Here is a 16,619-nt window from a genome sequence, read left to right on the forward strand (position 1 = left end):
CCGGGGCGCTCCTGGGGGTACGTCCTCCTCGGGGGGGGCCGACGCTCTCGGCCCCCCGGGGAGGACGTCAGTCGCCGATGAACTCGGTGATCTGCGTCGACGAGGCCATGGCACCGGCCCACACACGCAGGTCCGTGAGGCGCGCGGGCAGGTGGTGCTGCCAGGTACCGCCGTCGAACGCCGTGCCGACGGCGAAGTCACCGGAGCCGCTGACCGGGGTGAACGGGAGGGAGTCGCCCTGGCGGTTGTGGCCGAGGTAGAGAGCGACCTTCGGTTCCCCGCCGTCGGAGGCGTCGAACACGCCGGTCAGCCGGACGGCGCTGTCGAGCGCGGCCGGGGCGCTCGACGTCGCCGACGTGAGGGTGCCGTCACGGTTGAGTCGCCCGAAGTGCCACGTTCCGACGGGGATCGTGCGCTCCTCGAAGGTCTCCTCGTCGAGGACCGTCTCCTTGCCGGTCAGCTTGAACCACAGGCCCCAGGAGGAGCCGTCGTCGGTGCGCTGGCCCAGTACCTGGCCCGTGTACCCGATGCTCCGGGCCGTCAGCGCTGCGCTGTCGAGTTCGGCCAGGGTGGTGACAGTGAACGAACCCGTGTCGTCGACCAGCGGACCGGGGGCGGTGCCCGCGTCGTCCGTGCCGTCGAACACGAGCTGACCGCCGGAGACGGAAGCGCCGCCCGAGAGGGTCAGGGTGCGCCCGTAGCCGGAGGTGCTGTCCGGGACGGTGGTGCCGTTGCCCTGGGGGGCCGACCAGTCGGCCACCAGCTCGGTGCCCGCGAAACCGTCGGAGGTGAGCAGCTTCGACTCGTCGGCGATCTCGCCGGAGCTCAGTGCCCGCTGCCAGACGGCCACTTCGTCGATGGAGCCGAGAGCAGGGTCGGTGTAGACGTCGGACCAGAGGACGCGGCCGATCTGGAGCGGGCCGGCGGCGGCCCAGGCCGTGGTGTAGGGGGCGGTGCCCTGCGGTCGGCCGTTGACGTAGAGGGCCACGGTCTTGGCCGTCGCGTCGTACACTCCGGTCAGATGGGTCCACACGCCCAGGGTGGCCGGTGCGGAGGACTTCACCCGGCTGTAGGACCAGCTGCTGTCCTTGGGGGCGTCGTTGTCGACGGCCCGGAAGGTCCACGCACCGCCGTTCTGCTCGTAGCCGAGGTAGAACAGGCTGCGGTGGGTGCCGTTCTGGCTGACGAAGGTGCGGTTGCGGCCGGCCTGATCCATGCGGACCCAGGCGGAGACGGTGTAGGAGGACCGGGTCTCCAGGACCTGGCCGGGGGTGGCCGCGTACCCGCCGCTGCCGTCGAGCGCGAGGCCCTTGTCCGTAACCGGCTCGGGCAACTGCATGCCGTTGGCGTCGTGTGTGATCAGCCCGCGCCGTCCGCGGTCGTCGCGCGTGGCGGCGCCGCCCAGGGACGCGTCATGGCCGGATCCCGTGGCGTCCAGCGCTGTTCCTGAGGACTCGTCGAAGTGCCACCGCGCGAGGGGCCCGGCGCCCGCGGCGACCAGGAAGTCCACCACGTTCTCCGCGCCCCAGCGGCCCAGGCCGTCCTTGGCCTGCACATAGAGCCGGTGGGTGCCGGCGCGGTCCGGGGTGATCGTGGCGGTCGCGGTGGAACCGTTCAGTGCCCTCCAGCCGGCGGACTGCGTCATCCGGTACCGGTAAGCGACGTTCGAGGTGTCGCCGTCCGCCGCGGAGAAGACGAAGGATCCCTTCACTCCCGGCCCGCCCCCGCCCTCGCAGGCGTTGGTCGTGCACTCGGTGTAGGGCGCGGCGAACCCGATCTCCGGGGCCTTGGGCGCGGTCGGGTCGACCTTGAAGTAGCACCAGCCGGTGGTGGAGGCGTTCGACGGACCGGGCAGGTAGTCCGCCCCGTTGTCGTAGTACGAGCGAGTCCAGGCGCGGTAGCGGTAGAGCTTGCCCTCGCTCAGCGTCGACCACGACAGCGTCTGCTTGACGTTGTCGCCGACGAAGCCACTGGTCGGCCGCAGATCACCGTTGCCCGCCGGGGTGTCCGACCAGGTGCCGTCACCGTTCTTGTGGTCGATGTCGAAGAAGATCCGCAGCTTGGCACCGGACTCACCCCCCGCCATGGTCTGCGGGGTCGCGGTCAGCGCCGGGGTCGGGTCGGAGACGACCGAGGGAGCGGACTCGCTGGTGGAGCACACCTGACCACTGCCGGCGACCGCACCGATGCTGCTCGGCTTGGCCGGCAGGCCGACGTACTTGACGGCGAGCACAGCGTCGTTCTTGAAGCGCTTCCAGGCGGACGTGTCGGACTCGTCGTGCGCCCGCAGCTCCAGGGTGAGCCGGGAGAACTTGCCCGCGGCGAAGTCCTTGACCGTCGGGGTGAGATTCTCGTTGGTCTCCTTGGGGTTGTCGTTGAACTCGATGGCCGCCGCCGGCTGCGAGGGACTGCACGCGGTCCCCCGGCCCGCCGAGACGTGCCGGTCGCCCATCCAGTCCAGCTCCTTGGGCCGCGAGGACCAGGTCGTGGACGCGGAGATGTTGTTCGTGCGGACCAGATCGACCCAGCGCTTGTCACAGGTGAACGACCAGGTCTCCGTGGCACGGAACGTGGCGTCCAGGACCTGCTTGCCCTTGAGGCTGGCGGGCGAGAACTCGAAGTACAGCCTCTGGACATAGCCGGGGCCGCAGTAGTAGCCACTCCAGGTGCCGCACTTGCCCACGCCACTGCCGCGGCCGTCGGAGCCGTTGCCCCAGCCGTACGACTCGTAGCCGTCCGAGCGCAGAAGGGTCCGCTCGGACTCACCCCACGTCACCGTCGGGTCGATGTAGATGGGGTACTGCTCGGACGTGGTCTCGCGGATCAGCTCCAGGTCGGGGACGACCGACACCGATTCCCGGTCGACGCTCGTCTCCATGACCGTGACGAGGTCGCCCTCGCCGGGCTGCTGCGAACGGTCGACGTGCCCCTCGCCCGAGTGCCCGCCCTCCGCGCCGGAGGCCGAGGGACCGGTCGGCCCCTCGGCCGGGCCCGACCTGAGGAGTGCGGGGCCGGAGGAGGCGTCGGCACGCCCCGCGGAGTTCCACATCTGCGCGGCGGGGGCGCGGAACACCGTGCGCCCCGACTCGTCCTTCGCGGACAGGGTGGCGCCCGGCATGCTGTGGACGCTCAGGCCGTCGGCCTTGAGACCGTATTCGATCTCACGGAGCCGCGGATCGCTCGCAGCCTCGGGAGTCCTGACCACCAGGACCTGGCGGAACCCTTCCACGGTGGCGGTCATCTTGAGATCCACGTCCGGCAGCACGTTCTCGTAGAGCGCGCTCGCACCGTCCAGCTCGGGCTCGGGCAGCTTCCCCGGCCAGCCGAACCGGAGGGAGCGGCCCTGCTTGGAGATCGTCACCAGATCTGCGCCGTCACCACCACCCGAGAAGCCGATGTCCACGGCGGCGGCCTTCGGAGCCACCGAGTTGTCCGCCTGTCGGACCAGCGTGGCGTCGGGCTCCTGCCATCCGCCGCCCGTCCTGGACACGCGCACGGGTACGGAGGACTCCTCGAGCGTGAAGGAGAAGCCGTCCGGGTTGGCGTAGGTCGTCGCGCGTTCCGTACGCTCACCGACCACCTCCACGCGCTGTCCGGTCTGTTCGGCCTCCGCGAGAGCCTTGTGCCCCTCCGAGAGGACGGCTTCGTCCGCCGCCGCGGCCGGAGCCCCCGCCAGTGCGGGAAGTCCTCCGATGAGAGCCGCGGCCACCATCCCGGCGATCGCGCGTCTGGCGGTGCCGGATCTATCGCCCCGCCGACGGCGAGGCCACCCCCTGGTCACAAGAACTCTCCACATGTATCGCTCACCCAAAACGGAAGCAGAAGCAAAGCCGCTTGATCACCGTCGAGGCAAGTGACAGGGAAGGGAGGTGGCACGCCATGAGAAGTCGCAGAAAATCAGGCCATAAAGCCCAGGCGCTCCAGCAGGGCGAACGGATGTAAGCCGGAGGAATAACGAAGCAAACATTTCACGCTTGCAACGGAATTGATGCGCCGTCACGCGGTTGGCGAGGGCGCCGAGGGGCTCAGCATTCCGGGGGCAGACGAACGGCGGCGGGGCTCCGGTCGTGATGGAAAGGTTACTTCCGCTTCGAAGGAAGGGAGTTCCGTCACGCCTCGGCCAGGGGGTTTGGGTGATCTTGAAAAAAAGGGGGCGGCGCCAAGATGTCCGCGGGCCCGGCGTAGAGTGACGCGGCCTGCCCGTGAACGCACTCGCCGGCCAGGTGACGTACCCGAGCGGATGGCGAACCAGCTTTCCGCGGCGGCTTTCCGGCGACCGGAGCCGACGTGTCCCGGGGAAACTCGCGCGCCTGGCGGCCCGTACGACAAAGGCCTCCGGAGCGGCGCCCTCGCCGCCCCGGAGGCCTCCTGCGCGTGCCCGGGTGCTCAGGAGCCCTCCGTCAGCCCCGCCACCAGCTCGTCCGCCGCCGCGTACGGGTCCAGGCTCCCCGCCACGATGCGCTCCGCCAGGGCGTGCAGACGGCGGTCGCCGCGCAGGTCGGCGATCCTCTCGCGCAGGGTCGTGACGGCGATCGTCTCGACCTCGTGGGCGGCGCGGGCGGTACGGCGCTCGGCCAGGACGCCGTGCTCCTCCATCCAGGCCCGGTGCTTCTCCAGGGCCTCGACGACCTCGTCCGTGCCCTGGCCCCGGGCGGCGACCGTCTTCACGATCGGGGGGCGCCAGGCGCCGGGGCCCCGGGACTCCCCCAGGCTCAGCATGTGGTTCAGCTCGCGGGCGGTGGCGTCCGCGCCGTCCCGGTCCGCCTTGTTGACCACGTAGACGTCGCCGATCTCCAGGATTCCGGCCTTGGCCGCCTGGATTCCGTCGCCCATGCCCGGGGCGAGCAGCACTACGGAGGTGTCGGCCTGGGAGGCGATCTCCACCTCGGACTGGCCGACGCCGACCGTCTCGACGAGGACCACGTCGCAGCCCGCCGCGTCCAGCACCCGGATGGCCTGCGGGGCGGACCAGGCGAGGCCGCCGAGGTGGCCCCGGGTCGCCATCGAGCGGATGTAGACGCCCGGGTCGGAGACGTGGTCCGCCATCCGGATCCGGTCGCCCAGCAGCGCCCCGCCGGAGAACGGCGAGGACGGGTCGACGGCGAGGACGCCGACCCGCTTGCCCGCCCGGCGGTAGGCGGTGACCAGGGCCGAGGTGGAGGTGGACTTGCCGACGCCGGGCGAGCCCGTGAGCCCGACGACGTAGGCGTGGCCGGCCAGCGGCGCCAGCGCGGCCATCACCTCGCGCAGCTGCGGGGACGCCCCCTCCACCAGCGAGATCAGCCGGGCCACCGCACGCGGCCTGCCTGCTCGCGCCTGCTCGACCAGCGTGGGTACGTCCACGTCCACGTTCACCGCTCCGTATCCCTTGCCCTCGTGACCGTTACGGGTACTACTTGCCCGGGACGCGGATGATCAACGCGTCGCCCTGACCGCCGCCGCCGCACAGCGCGGCCGCGCCGGTGCCGCCGCCGCGCCGCTTCAGCTCCAGGGCCAGGTGCAGGACGACCCGGGCGCCGGACATCCCGATGGGGTGACCGAGCGCGATGGCGCCGCCGTTGACGTTGACCTTGTCCGAGGTGACGCCCAGGTCCTTCATGGACTGGACGGCGACGGCGGCGAACGCCTCGTTGATCTCGATCAGGTCGAGGTCCTCGACGGCCAGGCCGTCCTTCTTCAGGGCGTGCCGGATGGCGCCCGAGGGCTGCGACTGGAGGGAGTTGTCGGGGCCCGCGACGTTTCCGTGGGCGCCGATCTCGGCGATCCAGTCGAGGCCCAGCTCCTCGGCCCTGGCCTTGCTCATCACGACGACCGCGGCGGCGCCGTCGGAGATCTGCGAGGAGGTGCCGGCGGTGATCGTGCCGTCCTTGGCGAAGGCGGGGCGCAGCTTGCCGAGGGTCTCCACGGTCGTCTCGGCGCGGATGCCCTCGTCCTTGGCGAAGAGGACCGGGTCGCCCTTGCGCTGCGGGATCTCGACCGGGGTGATCTCGGCCTCGAAGAGTCCGTTCTTCTGGGCGGCGGCGGCCCGCTGGTGGGACAGGGCGCCGATCTCGTCCTGCGCGGCGCGGTCCAGACCCAGCCGGCCGTTGTGCTTCTCGGTGGACTCGCCCATCGGGATGTTCTCGTAGGCGTCGGTGAGACCGTCGTACGCCATCGAGTCCAGCATCTCGATCGCGCCGTACTTGTAGCCCTCGCGGGACTTCGGCAGCAGGTGCGGGGCGTTGGTCATGGACTCCTGGCCGCCCGCGACCACCACGTCGAACTCCCCGGCGCGGATGAGCTGGTCGGCCAGCGCGATGGCGTCGAGCCCGGACAGGCACACCTTGTTGACGGTGAGCGCGGGGACGTTCATCGGGATGCCGGCCTTGACCGCGGCCTGCCGGGCGGGAATCTGGCCCGCGCCGGCGGTGAGCACCTGGCCCATGATCACGTACTGGACCTGGTCACCGCCGATACCGGCCCGGTCCAGGGCGGCCTTGATCGCGAAGCCGCCGAGGTCGGCGGCGGAGAAGCTCTTCAGGGAGCCGAGCAGACGGCCCATGGGCGTCCGGGCGCCCGCGACGATCACTGAGGTGGTGGTACCGGTCGTTGCTGGCATGGGCACGGCCCCTTGGGATCGGATGTGAACGAGGGTTTACCTGAATGTACTGAGCGGCACCGCGCCCGTCATCCGGCAACCGGTGTGACGGCGCGCACGTTGCGTAACCATGGCGGGAGCGCTGCACTGGATCCATGCTGACGCGAATCGACCACATCGGGATCGCCTGTTTCGACCTGGACAGGACGGTGGAGTTCTACCGTGCCACGTACGGGTTCGAGGTGTACCACTCCGAGATCAACGAGGAGCAGGGCGTCCGGGAGGCGATGCTCAAGATCAACGGGACCTCGGACGGCGGGGCTTCCTACCTCCAGCTGCTGGAGCCGACCCGGGAGGACTCGGCCGTGGGCAAGTGGCTGGCGAAGAACGGGGAGGGCGTGCACCACATCGCCTTCGGTACGGAGGATGTGGACGGGGACGCCGCGGACATCCGCGAGAAGGGCGTCCGGGTGCTGTACGACGAGCCCAGGACCGGGTCCATGGGGTCCCGGATCACCTTCCTGCACCCCAAGGACTGCCACGGCGTCCTCACCGAACTGGTCACCAGCGGGGCGGAGCACTGACCCCCGCATACCCGGCCCGGTAGAGTGGGCGGTTCCGGGCCGGGGCCGGGTCGGGGCCGTGCCGTGTCCTCGTCGTTTGTCTGTCACCATTCCCCGGGAGACAACTCGCCCGCGAGCAGTGCTCGTGCGGAGGGTTTTCGACCAGGGTTGGGGTCTCCCCTGCTCAGTGGGGCATCCCCTGCTCGAAAGAAGTTGAGAGCTTGGGGAAGAAGTTGAGAGCTCGGGGAAGGATGGGACCGCGCAGTGCGGGGCTACGAACGCCAGGAGAGCCACCGAGCTGAAGACGACCATCTCTCGCGGTTCGAAGCCGAGATGGACCGGCTGAAGACCGACCGGGAGAAGGCCGTCCAGCACGCCGAGGACCTCGGCTACCAGGTCGAGGTCTTGCGTGCCAAGCTGCACGAGGCCCGGCGCAATCTCGCGGCCCGTCCCGCCTACGACAGCGCGGACCTCGGCTACCAGGCCGAGCAGGCGCTGCGGAACGCGCAGGCCCAGGCCGAGCAGATGCGCGGCGACGCCGAGCGCGAGCTGCGCGAGGCCCGCGCCCAGACCCAGCGGATCCTGCAGGAACACGCCGAGCACCAGGCGCGCCTGCAGGCCGAGTTGCACACCGAGGCCGTCCAGCGCAGGCAGCGGCTCGACCAGGAGCTGGCGGAACGCCGCCAGACCGTCGAGTCGCACGTCAACGAGAACGTCGCCTGGGCCGAACAGCTGCGCGCCCGCACCGAGTCGCAGGCCCGCCGGCTGCTGGAGGAGTCCCGCGCCGAGGCCGAACAGGCGCTGGCCGCCGCCCGCGACGAGGCCGCCCGGCTGGCCGAGGAGACCCGTCGGCGCGCCGGCTCGGAGACCGAGTCCGCCAGGGCCGAAGCCGAAGCGATCCTGCTGCGCGCCCGCAAGGACGCCGAGCGCCTCGTCGGGGCCGCCTCCGCCCAGGCGCAGGAGGCCACCAGTCACGCGGAGCAACTGCGCTCCAGCACCACCGCGGAGACCGACCAGGCCCGCCGGCGGACCGCCGAGCTGAACCGCACCGCCGAGCAGCGCCTCTCGGAGGCCGAGACCCGGCTGCGCGAGTCCCGCCTGGAGGCGGAGAAGCTCCTCTCCGAGGCGAAGGAGGCCGCTGCCAGGCAGCTGGCCGCCGCCGAGTCGCAGAACGAACAGCGCACCCGTACCGCCAAGTCGGAGATCGCCCGGCTGGTCGGTGAGGCCACCAAGAACACCGAGGTGCTCAAGGAAGAGGCCGAGCAGGCCCTCGTCGACGCGCGCGCCGAGGCGGAGCGGCTGGTCGCCGAGGCGGGCGAGAAGGCCCGTACGGTCGCCGCCGAGGACGCCGCCGCCCAGCTGGCGAAGGCGGCCCGCACCGCCGAGGAGGTGCTCACCAAGGCCTCCGACGACGCCCGGTCGACGACGAAGGCGGCGAGCGAGGAGGCCGAGCGGATCCGCCGCGAGGCGGAGGCCGAGGCGGACCGGCTGCGCGGCGAGGCCGCCGAGCAGGCCGACGAGCTCAAGGGCGCGGCCAAGGACGACACCAAGGAGTACCGGGCCAAGACGGTCGAGCTCCAGGAGGAGGCCCGCCGGCTGCGCGGCGAGGCCGAGCAGCTGCGTTCCGAGGCGGTCGCCGAGGGCGAGCGGATCCGGGGCGAGGCCCGCCGCGAGGCGGTCCAGCAGCTGGAGGAGGGCGCCCGCACCGCCGAGGAGCTGCTGACCAAGGCCCGCTCCGACGCGGACGAGCTGCGCACCAAGGCGAACGGCGAGAGCGAGCGCATCCGCACCGAGGCCGCCGAGCGGGCCGCGACGCTGCGCAAGCAGGCCGAGGAGACGCTGGAGCGCACCCGGGCGGAGGCCGACAAGCTGCGGGCCGAGGCCGAGGAGCAGGCGGCGGCCGTCACGGAGGCGGCCGAGGGGGCCGCGGCCGAGCTGCGCGAGGAGACCGAGCGCGCTGTCGCCGCCCGGCAGGCCGAGGCCGCCGACGAGCTGGCCCGGCTGCACGCCGAGGCCGAGACCCGGCTCGCCGCCGCCGAGGAGGCGCTCGGCGAGGCCCGTACCGAGGCCGAGCGGATCCGCCGCGAGACGAGCGAGGAGTCGGAGCGGCTGCGGAACGAGGCCGCCGAACGCGTACGTACGCTGACCGAGCAGGCCGGGGCGGAGGCCGAGCGGCTGCGCGAGGAGGCCGCCGCCGACGCCGCCGAGTCCCGTGCCGAGGGCGAGAGCGCCGCCGCACGGCTGCGGAGCGAGGCCGCCGCCGAGGCGGAGCGGCTCAAGTCCGAGGCGCAGGAGAGCGCCGACCGGGTGCGCGCGGAGGCCGCGGCCGCCGCCGAGCGGGTCGCCGCCGAGGCCGCCGAGGCGCTGGACGCCGCCCAGGAGGAGGCCACGCGCCGCCGCCGGGAGGCCGAGGAGACCCTCGGTGCGGCCAGGACCGAGGCGGAGCAGGAGCGCGAGCGGGCCCGCGAGCAGAGCGAGGAGCTGCTCGCCTCCGCCCGCAAGCGGGTCGAGGAGGCCCAGGCCGAGGCGCACCGGCTCGTCGAGGAGGCGGACGCACGGGCGACCGAGCTGGTCTCGGCGGCCGAGCAGACCGCCCAGCAGGTACGGGACTCCGTCGCGGGTCTGCAGGAGCAGGCCGAGGAGGAGATCTCCGGGCTGCGTTCGACGGCGGAGCATGTCGCGGAGCGCACCCGTACCGAGGCGCAGGAGGAGGCGGACCGGGTCCGCGCCGACGCGCACGCGGAGCGGGAACGGGCCGGCGAGGACGCGGTCCGGCTGCGCCGGGAGGCGAACGAGGAGGCGGACCGGGTCCGGCGGGAGGCCCACGAGGAGACCGAGGCCGCCAAGGCACTGGCCGAGCGGACGGTCTCCGACGCGATCAGCGAGTCGGAGCGGCTGCGCGCGGACACCTCGGAGTACAGCCAGCGGATGCGCACCGAGGCGTCCGACGCCCTGGCGTCGGCGGAGCAGGACGCGTCGAAGGCCCGTGCCGAGGCCCGGCAGGACGCCAACCGGATCCGTTCGGAGGCGGCGGCCCAGTCGGACCTGCTGATCGGCGAGTCGACCACCGAGAGCGAGCGCATCCGGAACGAGGCGGCGCAGGCCTCGGAGCAGCTCGTCGTCGAGGCCACCACGGAGGCCAACCGCCGGCGGGCCGAATCCACCGAGCGGGCCGACCGGATGCTGGCCGAGGCGACCGCCGAGTCGGAGCGGCTGCGCGCGGAGGCGGCCGAGCGGCTCGGTTCCGCGCAGGAGCACGCGGCCCGCACCCGGGAGGAGGCCGAGCGGCTGCGCGCGGACGCGGAGTCGGCGGCCGAGGAGCTGCGCTCGGAGGCCCGCCAGGAGGCGGACCGGATGCTGGACGAGGCGCGCGAGGCGGCGGCCAAGCGCCGGGCGGACGCGGCCGAGCAGGCGGACCAGCTCATCAACAAGGCGCGGGAAGAGGCGCTGCGTACGGCCACCGAGGCCGAGGGGCAGTCCGACACGATGGTCGGCGCGGCCCGCAAGGAGTCCGTGCGCATCACCTCGGAGGCGACCGTCGAGGGCAACACCCTGGTGGAGCGCGCCCGTGCCGACGCCGACGAGCTGCTGGTCGGCGCCCGGCGCGACGCGACCCAGATCCGGGAGCGGGCCGAGGAGCTGCGGGCCCGGCTGGAGAGCGAGATCGAGGAGCTGCACGAGCGGGCCCGCCGGGAGACGTCCGAGCAGATGAAGACCGCCGGCGAGCGCGTCGACCACCTGATGAAGGCGGCGACCGAGCAGCGCGACGAGGCCGAGGCGAAGGCCAAGGAGCTGATGGCCCAGGCCAATTCGGAGGCGAGCAAGGTCCGGATCGCCGCGGTGAAGCGGGCCGAGTCGCTGCTGAAGGAGGCCGAGGCCAAGAAGGCCGGGCTGATCCGCGAGGCGGAGAAGCTGCGTGCCGACGCCGAGGCCGAGGCGAAGCAGACGGTCGAGGAGGGCAAACGCGAGCTGGACGTCCTGGTGCGCAGGCGCGAGGACATCAATGCGGAGATCTCCCGTGTCCAGGACGTGCTCGAAGCGTTGGAGTCTTTCGAGGCTCCGACCGGGGGCGGGAAGCCGGCCGGCGGTTCCGCGGGAGGCGTGAAGGCTCCGGCGGCGGCGGGCACCCGGTCGGGGGGCAAGTCGTCCGAGCGGTAGCCGGTCCGCGGTGGTCCGTGCTTCGCCATGGACATTCAACCCTCTCAGTGGCAAGCACTCCGGGGGTCAGCCACTCAAAAGGGGTGTCATTCTCCAGATCAAACCGACATCTTCACGCTGACACGCCGCAATGGCCCCTAGGATTCCCTCTATCACCTCACCGGTCTCATTCGACAGGAACCCCATGAGTGACCCTTCCTCCCCCTTCGGCTTCGAGCACGTGCGCCGTGGCTACGACCGCGGTCAGGTGGACGACCGCATCGCCAAGCTCATCGCCGACCGTGACAGTGCCCTGGCCCGAATCACCTCTCTGGAAAAGCGCATCGAGGAGCTGCACCTCGAAACGCAGAACGCCCAGGCCCAGGTAAACGACGCCGAGCCGTCGTACGCCGGTCTCGGTGCCCGTGTCGAGAAGATTCTCCGCCTCGCCGAGGAGGAGGCCAAGGACCTGCGCGAGGAGGCCCGTCGCGCGGCCGAGCAGCACCGTGAGCTCGCCGAGTCGGCGGCCCAGCAGGTGCGCAACGACGCCGAGTCGTTCGCCGCCGAGCGCAAGGCGAAGGCCGAGGACGAGGGCGTCCGCATCGTCGAGAAGGCCCAGGGCGAGGCGAACACGCTGCGCACCGACGCCCAGAAGGACGCCCAGCAGAAGCGCGAGGAGGCCGACGCCCTCTTCGAGGAGACCCGTGCCAAGGCCGCCCAGGCCGCGGCCGACTTCGAGACCAACCTCGCCAAGCGCCGCGATCAGTCGGAGCGCGACCTCGCGTCCCGCCAGGCCAAGGCCGAGAAGCGTCTCGCCGAGATCGAGCACCGCGCCGAGCAGCTCCGCCTGGAGGCCGAGAAGCTCCGCACGGACGCCGAGCGCCGGGCCCGCCAGACGGTGGAGACCGCCCAGCGCCAGGCCGAGGACATCGTCGCCGACGCCAACGCCAAGGCCGACCGGATCCGCAGCGAGTCGGAGCGCGAGCTGGCGGCGCTCACCAACCGCCGCGACTCGATCAACGCGCAGCTGACCAACGTCCGCGAGATGCTGGCGACGCTGACCGGCGCCGCCGTGGCCGCCGCCGGCTCCCCGGTGGAGGACGAGCCCGCCCCCCGCGGCGTCCCGGCCCAGCAGAGCCGCTGACCCCCGGCTCGCGCAGGATTATTCACCCCCGTGTGCGCCCGGTTCCACCATGTGTGGTGGCGCCGGGCGCTCAGGCGTTCTAGCGTGTGCGCATGATCGAGCTCGAGGGACTCACCAAACGTTTCGGCAGCAAGGTTGCCGTCGATCATTTGTCGTGTCAGGTCAAACCGGGCATCGTGACCGGCTTTCTCGGCCCGAACGGCGCGGGCAAGTCCACCACGATGCGGATGATGCTCGATCTCGACAACCCGACCAGCGGTACGGTGCGCATCGACGGCAAGCACTACCGCGATCTCCAGGAACCGCTGAAGTACATCGGGGCGCTCCTCGACGCCAAGGCGATGCACGGCGGCCGCACCGCGTACAACAACCTGCTGTGCCTGGCGCAGAGCAACCGCATCCCGAGCAGCCGGGTCGACGAGGTGCTCGACATGGTCGGCCTGAGCGCGGTGGCGCGGAAGAAGTCCAAGGGGTTCTCCCTCGGCATGGGCCAGCGGCTCGGCATCGCGTCCGCGCTGCTGGGCGATCCCGAGATCCTGATGTTCGACGAGCCAGTCAACGGACTGGACCCCGAGGGCATCCACTGGATCCGCAACCTGATGAAGGCGCTCGCCGCGGAGGGCCGGACGATCTTCGTCTCGTCCCACCTGATGAGCGAAATGGCGCTGACCGCCGACCATTTGATCGTGATCGGCCAGGGCAAGCTGCTCGCCGACACCTCGATGGCGGATTTCATCCACGAGAACTCCCGCACATACACGCGGTTGCGCTCCCCGCAGCAGGAACGGCTGCGCGACGTGCTGCGCCAGGAGGGCTTCACCCCCGTCGAGACGGCGGGCGGCGTCCTGGAGATCGACGGCGCCACGACGGAGGAGCTGGGGGAACTGGCGGCCCGGCACCAGGTGGTGCTGCACGAGCTGAGTTCCCAGCGGGCCTCCCTGGAGGAAGCGTTCATGCAGATGACCGCGGGTTCGGTGGAATACCACGCCCACTCGGAACGGGACCAGGCCGCCGAACCACCCGCGGTGGGCGCGGGCTGGGGCGAGGACTGGAACAAGCCGGGCGCCGCCCCGCGCGACGGCACCGACGGCAAGGGGGCCTGACGATCATGGCATCGGTACCCGCGGTTCTCACCTCGGAATGGACCAAGATCCGGTCGGTCTCCTCGACCATCTGGACGCTGATCTCGGCTTTCGTCGTCACGGTCGCGATGGGCGTGGCTCTGAGCGCCCTGCTGAACGCCACGTTCGACGACCTCTCCGAGGCCGAGCAGGTCACGTTCGACCCGACGTTCGTCAGCTTCTCCGGGACCATTCTCGGCCAGCTCGCGATGGTCGTGTTCGGGGTGCTCGTGGTCGGCACGGAGTACAGCTCCGGCATGATCCGCACCTCGCTGGCGGCGGTGCCCCAGCGCGCGACGTTCCTCCTGAGCAAGATCACGGTGGCCGGTGTGCTGGCCCTCGCCGTGGGGCTGCTCACCAGCTTCGTCTCGTTCTTCCTCGGTCAGGCCATGCTCGGCGACCGGGGCACCGACCTCGGCGCGGAGAACGTGCTGCGCGCGGTGGTCGGCGGCGGGCTCTACATGGGGCTGATCGCGATCTTCTCCATGGGAGTGGCGGCGATGCTCCGCAGCTCCATGCTGTCGCTCGGCATCCTGATGCCGTTCTTCTTCCTCGTCTCGCAGATCCTGATCGCGGTGCCGTACGCCAAGGACGTCGCCCAGTACTTCCCCGACCAGGCCGGGTCGAAGATCATGCAGGTCGTCCCGGGGGCGCTGAACAGCGATACGGCGCCGTACGGGCCCTGGGCCGGGCTCGGGATCATGGTGCTCTGGGTGCTGGCGGCGGTGCTCGGCGGCCTCCTGGTCCTGAAGAAGCGGGACGCGTAAGGGGCGACCCCGGCAGGTGTCCTGATACGTGTGACGGCCCGGTAGCGGGCTGTGCACGACGTGGCCGGAACCGTCAGCGCCTGGTTATCCTCCTAAGTCTTACGGGGGTGTGCGGCCGGGTGGCCCGAGCCCCGAACGACAGAGTGAGTCGATGGGGCTGGAGAATGATCGAGGCAGTCGGCCTGACCAAGCGCTTCGGCGTGAAGACGGCCGTGGACGACCTTTCCTTCCAGGTGCGGCCCGGGGCCGTCACCGGATTCCTCGGTCCCAACGGGTCGGGCAAGTCCACGACCATGCGCATGATCCTCGGCCTGGACCGCCCCACGTCCGGTCATGTCACCATCGGCGGCCACCCCTACCGCAGCCTGCCGAACGCGCCGCGCCAGGTGGGCGCGCTGCTGGACGCCAAGGGCGTGCACGGCGGGCGCACCGCCCGTAACCACCTGCTGTCCCTGGCCCAGCTGGCCGGCATCCCGGCGGCCCGGGTGGACGAGGTGCTGGGTGTCGTCGGCCTTCAGGACGTCGCCAAGCGGCGCTCCAGCGGCTTCTCGCTCGGGATGGGACAGCGGCTCGGGATCGCGGTGGCGCTGCTCGGCGATCCGCAGGTGCTGCTGTTCGACGAGCCGGTCAACGGTCTCGACCCGGAGGGCATCCACTGGGTCCGCAATCTGATGAAGTCGCTGGCCGCCGAGGGGCGCACGGTCTTCGTCTCGTCCCACCTGATGAGCGAGATGGCCCTCACCGCCGACCATCTGATCGTGATCGGGCGCGGCCGGCTGCTCTCCGACATGAGCGTCACGGACTTCATCTCCGCCAACTCCGCCGACTTCGCCCGGGTCCGGGTGCCGGACGACGGCCCCGAGGAGCGGCAGAAGCTGACGGCCTCGCTCATCGAGGCGGGCGGCCGGGTCATGTCGGAGCCGGGCGGGGCGCTGCGGGTCACCGGGCTGCCGCTGCCGAGGATCAGCGACCTGGCCCACGGGTGCGACGTACGGCTCTGGGAGCTCTCGCCGCACCAGGCCTCCCTGGAGGAGGCGTACATGCGTCTCACGCAGGGTCTGGTGGACTACCGCTCGACGGACGACGCCAAGGCGGGCCTCGTGGAGCCGCCGCCCCAGGACGCGTACGGCAGTGTCCTCGGCGCCGGCGGCCCGGCGGCGCTCCCCGAGCCGGTGGAGGTGCCGCAGGAGGGCTGGTACGCCCCGCCGCCACCCGCCCCGGGCCGGGCCCCCGGGCGCGGCTCCGGACCCGCCGCCGTGCCCTCCCCCGCTTCCGCTGCCGTGCCCGCTTCCGCCGGCCCGGCCGAAGAGCAGACCAGCAAGGACCTCCGATGACGACGCCGGCCACCCCGCAGGCCCACCAGCAGGCGCCGGAAGCCGGTCTGCTGGGCTCCTACGAGTCGCCGATCCCGATCCGGCCCGCCACCCTCGGCGACGCGGTCGCCTCGGAGTGGACCAAGATCCGTTCCGTACGCGCCACGATCTGGACGCTCGGCGTGATGATCGTGCTGATGCTGACGATCGGGCTCGGCACCGCGCTGCTGATCGCGGCGGACGGCAGCAGCCTGGCGGACGAGCCGGTGCTCGGCCTCGGTTTCTTCGGGGTGCTGCTGGGCTCGATCTGTGTGATCACGCTCGGCGTGCTGACCATCGGCTCCGAGTACAGCACCGGCATGATCCGTACGACGCTGACGGCCTGCCCGAGCCGGGGCCGGGTGCTCATGGCGAAGTCGATCGTCTTCTCCGCGCTGGCCTTCGCCGTCACGGCGGTGACCGCCACGGTGGTGGCGGGGCTCCAGACCCTGATCCTGGACGGCGTCCCCGCGTCGGCCGACGACTGGGCGCGCGGCACGGTCGGGGTCGGGCTCTACATCGCGGCCCTCGGTCTGCTGTCGCTCGGGATCGGCGCGATCGTGCGGCACTCGGCGGGCGCGATCACCATCATGATCGGCGTGGTGCTGCTGCCCCTGGTCCTCGCGCTGTTCATGTTCGCCGACAGCCTGCGGGGCCTTCAGCGCTTCCTGATCGACTACTCGATCCCCAACCAGCTCGGCGCGCTGTACGGCACGAGGATGACCAGTACCGGCCCGTCCGGCTGGGAGCCGCTGCTGCTGATGGCGGGCCTGGCCGCCGCGGCGCTGGCCGGGGCGGTCGCGATACTGAACCGGCGCGACGTCTGAGGGACCGGCGACACCCGAGGGGCCGGGCGTACATCCGAGGAGCCTGGCATCCGTACGCCGAGGGCCTCGCTCAGGTCCCCAGGGCTCGTGTACGTCCAATGCCTCGCGTACGCCCCGGAGTGGCCGCGTGC

General features: G+C 71.6%; 10 protein-coding genes. 7 read left to right on the top strand and 3 right to left on the bottom strand.

All coding sequences use genetic code 11. The annotated features are described in order from the left end of the window. Positions 1-67: 67 nt before the first annotated feature. The 3 genes from ACGF2Y_RS11900 to ACGF2Y_RS11910 all read right to left on the bottom strand — a co-directional run bounded on the left by ACGF2Y_RS11900 (position 68) and on the right by ACGF2Y_RS11910 (position 6,598). On the bottom strand, positions 68-3,712 hold the full coding sequence (locus ACGF2Y_RS11900; protein WP_392945469.1) for a LamG domain-containing protein: 3,645 nt from the start codon (positions 3,710-3,712) through the stop codon (positions 68-70). 674 nt (positions 3,713-4,386) lie between these two features. Next, the gene (gene meaB, locus ACGF2Y_RS11905; RefSeq protein ID WP_392945471.1) at positions 4,387-5,355 is read right to left on the bottom strand and encodes a methylmalonyl Co-A mutase-associated GTPase MeaB; all 969 of its coding nucleotides are present in this window, start codon (positions 5,353-5,355) and stop codon (positions 4,387-4,389) included. Between the two features lie 37 nt (positions 5,356-5,392). Next, positions 5,393-6,598, bottom strand: a complete 1,206-nt coding sequence (locus tag ACGF2Y_RS11910) for an acetyl-CoA C-acetyltransferase (protein WP_392945473.1) — start codon at positions 6,596-6,598, stop codon at positions 5,393-5,395. 134 nt (positions 6,599-6,732) lie between these two features. On the opposite strand from ACGF2Y_RS11910, the gene mce reads away from it, so the two are divergent. The 7 genes from mce (at position 6,733) to ACGF2Y_RS11945 (ending at position 16,488) form a co-directional block, all read left to right on the top strand. Further along, positions 6,733-7,161, top strand: coding sequence for a methylmalonyl-CoA epimerase (gene mce / locus ACGF2Y_RS11915; protein ID WP_392945475.1), 429 nt, complete (start codon positions 6,733-6,735; stop codon positions 7,159-7,161). 243 nt (positions 7,162-7,404) lie between these two features. Next, a complete protein-coding gene (gene scy, locus ACGF2Y_RS11920; protein ID WP_392945477.1) occupies positions 7,405-11,298 on the top strand; it encodes a polarized growth protein Scy in 3,894 nt (1,297 codons plus the stop codon). A gap of 184 nt (positions 11,299-11,482) precedes the next feature. After that, positions 11,483-12,421 carry a cellulose-binding protein gene (locus ACGF2Y_RS11925; RefSeq protein ID WP_392945479.1) on the top strand — a complete coding sequence of 313 codons (939 nt, stop codon included), beginning with the start codon at positions 11,483-11,485 and terminating at the stop codon, positions 12,419-12,421. Positions 12,422-12,513: 92 nt separating this feature from the next. Beyond that, positions 12,514-13,524, top strand: a complete 1,011-nt coding sequence (locus ACGF2Y_RS11930; protein ID WP_392945481.1) for an ABC transporter ATP-binding protein — start codon at positions 12,514-12,516, stop codon at positions 13,522-13,524. A gap of 5 nt (positions 13,525-13,529) precedes the next feature. Next, entirely contained in the window at positions 13,530-14,309 is a 780-nt protein-coding gene (locus tag ACGF2Y_RS11935) for an ABC transporter permease subunit (RefSeq protein ID WP_392945482.1), read from the top strand. 164 nt (positions 14,310-14,473) lie between these two features. Continuing rightward, the gene (locus tag ACGF2Y_RS11940; RefSeq protein WP_392945483.1) at positions 14,474-15,643 is read left to right on the top strand and encodes an ABC transporter ATP-binding protein; all 1,170 of its coding nucleotides are present in this window, start codon (positions 14,474-14,476) and stop codon (positions 15,641-15,643) included. Then, positions 15,640-16,488 (top strand): ABC transporter permease, encoded by an 849-nt coding sequence (locus ACGF2Y_RS11945; protein ID WP_392945484.1) that lies wholly within the window; start codon positions 15,640-15,642, stop codon positions 16,486-16,488. The genes ACGF2Y_RS11940 and ACGF2Y_RS11945 overlap by 4 nt, the downstream gene beginning before the upstream one ends. Positions 16,489-16,619: the final 131 nt, after the last annotated feature.

Source organism: Streptomyces sp. NPDC048142 (genome assembly GCF_043202835.1).
GTDB lineage: Bacteria > Actinomycetota > Actinomycetes > Streptomycetales > Streptomycetaceae > Streptomyces.